The sequence below is a fragment of the Streptomyces sp. NPDC048504 genome, from assembly GCF_043200035.1.
GTDB lineage: Bacteria > Actinomycetota > Actinomycetes > Streptomycetales > Streptomycetaceae > Streptomyces.
Genome location: NZ_JBICXA010000045.1, coordinates 1 through 4627 on the forward strand (window position 1 = coordinate 1; position 4627 = coordinate 4627).

The 4627-nt window shown below is 69.2% G+C and carries 4 protein-coding genes; all 4 read left to right on the forward strand.

The window, feature by feature from the left end:
• The first annotated feature begins 348 nt into the window (after positions 1-348).
• The 4 genes from ACGFY9_RS48845 (at position 349) to ACGFY9_RS48860 (ending at position 4471) form a co-directional block, all read left to right on the forward strand.
• Positions 349-1569, forward strand: a complete 1221-nt coding sequence (locus tag ACGFY9_RS48845) for a CaiB/BaiF CoA transferase family protein (protein WP_393765655.1) — start codon at positions 349-351, stop codon at positions 1567-1569.
• Between the two features lie 180 nt (positions 1570-1749).
• Positions 1750-2049, forward strand: a complete 300-nt coding sequence (locus ACGFY9_RS48850) for a hypothetical protein (protein ID WP_393765657.1) — start codon at positions 1750-1752, stop codon at positions 2047-2049.
• Between the two features lie 12 nt (positions 2050-2061).
• A complete protein-coding gene (locus tag ACGFY9_RS48855; protein ID WP_393765659.1) occupies positions 2062-3558 on the forward strand; it encodes a class I adenylate-forming enzyme family protein in 1497 nt (498 codons plus the stop codon).
• 130 nt (positions 3559-3688) lie between these two features.
• Positions 3689-4471, forward strand: a complete 783-nt coding sequence (locus ACGFY9_RS48860) for a TetR/AcrR family transcriptional regulator (RefSeq protein WP_393765661.1) — start codon at positions 3689-3691, stop codon at positions 4469-4471.
• Positions 4472-4627: the final 156 nt, after the last annotated feature.

A 4627-nucleotide genomic window follows, 5' to 3' on the forward strand; every position in this document is an offset into this window, starting at 1 on the left:
TCCCAGGGCCGCGTTCTCCCAGTAGAACGCGGTGTACCGGTCCGGGACCGGAACCTGCTTGTCCGTCATCGCCACCTCCGACATCGCACCCGCGGCCGCCGGGGCCGCAGTGCACCGGACCGCAAGTTTTACATACCGTATCTCTTACCGCAATGCTTTCGATGCCATGCGGGAGCCTTGCCCGGCACCCTGCCCGGACCGCACCCCACTACTTCCGCCACGCTGGCGATTCCCTTACGGTAATGCTTATGGTAATACCTTCTCCAGTCCGTGGACGCGGCTGACCGCCGCTCCCCGGTCCAACGGCCGAGTGGCCGGTCAAGAGCAATCGCAGAGGGAAGGACTCCAATGACGGGAATCCTCAACGGCATCAAGGTCGTCGAGCTCGCTTCCTGGGCCTTCGTGCCCGCTGCGGGAGCGGTCCTCGCCGACTGGGGCGCCGACGTCGTCAAGATCGAGGACACCCGCGGCGGCGACTCCACACGCAGCCTGGTGGTCGGTGGCCTGCGGCGCGAGAACGCCGCGGTCGACGCCGACTACATGATGGAGATCACCAACCGCGGCAAGCGGAGCATCGGTCTGGACCTGAAATCGGACAAGGGCCGGGAGCTGTTCGCCCAGTTGATCGCGTCGGCCGACGTATTCCTCACGAACTGGCTGCCCGGCCCCCGGGCCCGGGCACGGCTCGACGTCGAGGACATCCGCGCGATGAACCCGAAGATCATCATCGCCCGCGGCTCCGGCCAGGGCCCGCGCGGCCCCGAGAACGACAAGGGCGGCTACGACTCTGCCAGCTTCACCGCGCGCGGAGGCGTCGCATACGCCCTGACACCCCCGGGGGCCGAGTTCCCGTTCTCCCAAGGGGCGGCCTTCGGTGACCTGCCCAGCGGCATGTCCCTCGCGGGAGGGGTCGCCGGCGCACTGTTCCACCGCGAGCGCACCGGCGAGCCGAGCGTGGTCGACGTCTCGCTCCTCGCGCAGGCCATGTGGACCATGGCCCCGGACATCCTCGCGGCCGAGTTCTTCGGCGTCGACCGGACCCCCGTGCCACCGCCCGGCAGCGCGCTGAATCCGGTCACGAACCGGTACCGGACCAAGGACGGGCGCTGGATCCAGTTGGTCTTCCTCCAGCCGGACCGCTTCTGGCACGACTTCTGCGTCCGGGTGGGACGCGCGGACCTGGCCGACGACGAGCGGTTCACCCCCTCGCAGAACCTGATCGCGAACGCCGACGAGGCGGTGCGCCTGCTCCGCGAGACGTTCGCCGCGCAGGACCTCGAACACTGGACGGCGGCACTCGCCGACGAGAAGGGCGTCTGGTCGGTGATCGCCAGCCCCCAGGAGGTCCTGGCCGACCGGCAGGCGATCGCGAACGAGTACCTCGTACCGAACAAGGACGGCCTCGGACGCGAATACCACGTGGTGTCCAACCCCGTGCAGTTCGACGAGACCCGGCCGCAGTCCGCACGCGCCCCGGAGTACGGCGAACACACCGAGGCGCTGTTGGTCGAAGCCGGCGTGACCTGGGCCGAGATCGCCGAGGCGAAGGAGCTCAAGGCGATCCTGTGAACGCGGCACGACCGTGGCCGCGCCCTCCCCAAGGGCGCGGCCACGGTCGTCCCAGGCCATCGATAGTTACGCCGACCTTTCTATCGTATTCCTTACGGTATAGATTACCGTAGACACAATGATCCGCCGTTGCCACCTCTGTGTCACGGCACCGGTCCTATCGGGCGAAGGGGACTTCTCATGCCACTGACCGTCGGCAGCCAACTCCGCAGTACATCCTCGACGTGCGAGGTCGTGGTGGTCCGCGCACCCGGCCTCGAAGGCGCGGTGTACTGCGGCGACGCCGAGATGACGAGCGACGCCGCGGGTCGGCCCGCCACCGGGTCGCCCGAGGGGCCCGCTGTCGTGCTGGGCAAGCGCTACGAGCACAAGCCGTCCGGGCTCGAACTGCTCTGCGTCAAGCCGGGCCCGGGGCCGCTCACGTTCAACGGAGTGGAACTCGTGCTCAAGGCCGCCAAGCCGCTGCCCGCGTCCGACTGACTGGAGGACCCCGTGGATCTGTTGACCCTGCTCGATATGGTCGCCACCGGAATGGGCGACCGAGTCCTCGTCGGCGAACGGGAGGACGGCCTGACCGGAGCACAATTGCGCGACCGCGCTGCGACGGGCGGCCGTCTCCTCGCCGGGACGGGTGCTCGAACCGTCGTCTACCTCGGGGGAAACGGCCCAGCCTTCCCCGTGGCACTGTTCTCCGCCGCGGCGGCGCACGTGCCCTTCCTGCCGCTGAACTACCGCCTGAGCGACGACCAGTTGTGCGAGATCCTGGCACGCCAGGAAGACGCTGTCGTGGTCACCGACACCTCGGAACGGGCGGAGCGCCTCGCTCCCCACCTGGCGGTGCTCGGCCTGGACGGGTTCCTGGACCGCTGCGCCCCCACAACCCCGGACGCGGACCTCGTCAGCGGTGATCAGGAGGCCATCGCGGTGCTGCTGATGACGAGCGGAACCACGGCAGCGCCCAAGAGCGCGGTCCTTCGGCACCGCCACCTGACGTCGTACATCCTGGGCTCGGTGGAGTTCGCCTCGGCCGAGGAGACCGACGCCACCATCGTCAGCGTCCCCCCGTACCACATCGCCGCGATCGCGAATCTGCTGTCGAACCTGTACGCCGGGCGCAGGATCGTCTACCTCGACCACTTCAGCGCCGCCGAGTGGTTGGAGGTGGTCCGCACGCAGGCGATCACTCACGCGATGGTCGTCCCGACAATGCTCAGCCGCATCGTGCGAGAACTCCAGGAGTCCGCGGGCACCGCACCGCCTTCCCTGCGCTCCCTGTCGTACGGCGGCGCCAAGGTGTCCGCGAAGGTCATCGCCGACGCGCTGCGGCTGTTCCCCCGGACGGGCTTCGTCAACGCGTACGGGCTGACGGAGACCTCCTCCTCGATCGCCGTCCTCGGTCCCGACGATCACCGCGAAGCGCTGGACGGCGACGACCCCCAGGTACGGCTGAGACTGAGTTCGGTCGGCCGCGCGCTGCCCCATGTCACGATCGAGGTCCAGGATGATCACGGCGAGCCGTGTGCCCCTGGGGTGGTCGGCGACATCGTGGTCCGGGGCGCGCAAGTGGCCGGCGAGTACGTGGAGGGCGGCAGCCGCCTCGACGAACGGGGCTGGTTTCCCACCCGCGACCTCGGCTACCTCGACCAGGACGGTTATCTGTTCGTCCAGGGCCGGGCCGACGACACCATCATCCGCGGCGGCGAGAACATCGCTCCCGCAGAGGTCGAGGAGGCCGTGGCCACACACGAGGCCGTACTTGAGTGCGCCGTCGTCGGCGTCCCCGACGAGGAATGGGGCCAGCGCATCGCGGCGTTCGTCGTGGTCAAGCCGGAACACCGGTGCACCGTCGAAGAGATCCGGGCCCACGTCCGGACCCGGCTGCGCGGATCCAAAACGCCCGACCTGGTGAGGTTCATCGAAGAACTCCCCGTCACGGCGACCGGAAAGGTGCTGAGGCGGAACCTGGCCGCCGACCTCGCCGTCCGCTAGAAGCGCCGCGCTCCGGCCCGTCGGAGGCAGCGCCGGGATCTCAGTACGCACCGGCAAGCAACGGAGCGCCCGCCAGACGAAGGCCATACTATAAAGCCGACGTCGACATCAGTATGGGATGGGCCATCGCATGCCACACGCCACCAACAAGGCGAACGCCCCGACGAAATCCGGCCGCCGGCCCCGGGGGTCGCTCAGCAGCGAGGCCATCCTGGATGCCGCGTTCGCACTGGCCGAGGAGGACTCCCTCGACGCCCTGAGCATGCCGAAGGTCGCGTCTCGTCTGGGCGTCGGCGTGACCAGCCTCTACTGGTACTACCGCTCCAAGGAAGAACTGCTCGACGCCATGCTCGTCGTGGCGTCCGGCAGATTCCTCGGCCAACTGCCCGACTACGCCGGGCTGCCCTGGGACGAGCACTGCCGCTCCTACTTCCGGGAGATGCGGCGCATCTTCCACGACAACCCTGTGCTGTGCGACTTCCTCATCTTCCGGAGCCAGCTCAGCACCGTCCGTCCGCGGACGCTCTTCCTCGACCGGATCGACCGCGAGGTGTCGATCCTGCTCGACGCCGGTTTCGACCCCGAGACGGCGGCGCGCGGCTACATGGCCATGTCCGTCTACACGCAGGGGTGCGTGCAGAAGACGCGCCTGTTCGAGCGCACCGGGGAGCAGGAGAACCGGTTCGCGTGGCACGGCTCCGATCCCATCTGGGCCTCGCAGAGCCCGGAGGAGCAACGTACGTACCCCGGCATGGAGCAGACCCAGGAGTACTGGAGCGTCAGCTTCGCGGCGGACGCGGATTTCGAGTCCGGGCTCGAATTCATCATCGACGGGCTGCGGGGCAGGCTTGAGCGGCCCGAAAAGCCGGCCCGGAAGCGCGCCGCTCCCCGGAAGCAGAAGACCGAAAGCTGATCGGGCAGCGCGCTCCGGGCTTCCTGGCCGCGAACCCAGAAGTGGGGGGGGGGGGGGGGGGGGGGCGCGCCCCCCCCCGCCCCCCCCCGGGGCGGGGGGGGGGGGGGGGGGGGGGGCCGCGGGGCGCCAGAGATAGGCAACGACCCCGCGCGGGCG

What these genes read in the sequence shown, in the direction of transcription:
- ACGFY9_RS48845 (WP_393765655.1), top strand. Translation starts at nt 349, where the DNA reads ATGACGGGAATCCTCAACGGCATCAAGGTCGTCGAGCTCGCTTCCTGG.
- ACGFY9_RS48860 (WP_393765661.1), top strand. Translation starts at nt 3,689, where the DNA reads ATGCCACACGCCACCAACAAGGCGAACGCCCCGACGAAATCCGGCCGC.
- ACGFY9_RS48850 (WP_393765657.1), top strand. Translation starts at nt 1,750, where the DNA reads ATGCCACTGACCGTCGGCAGCCAACTCCGCAGTACATCCTCGACGTGC.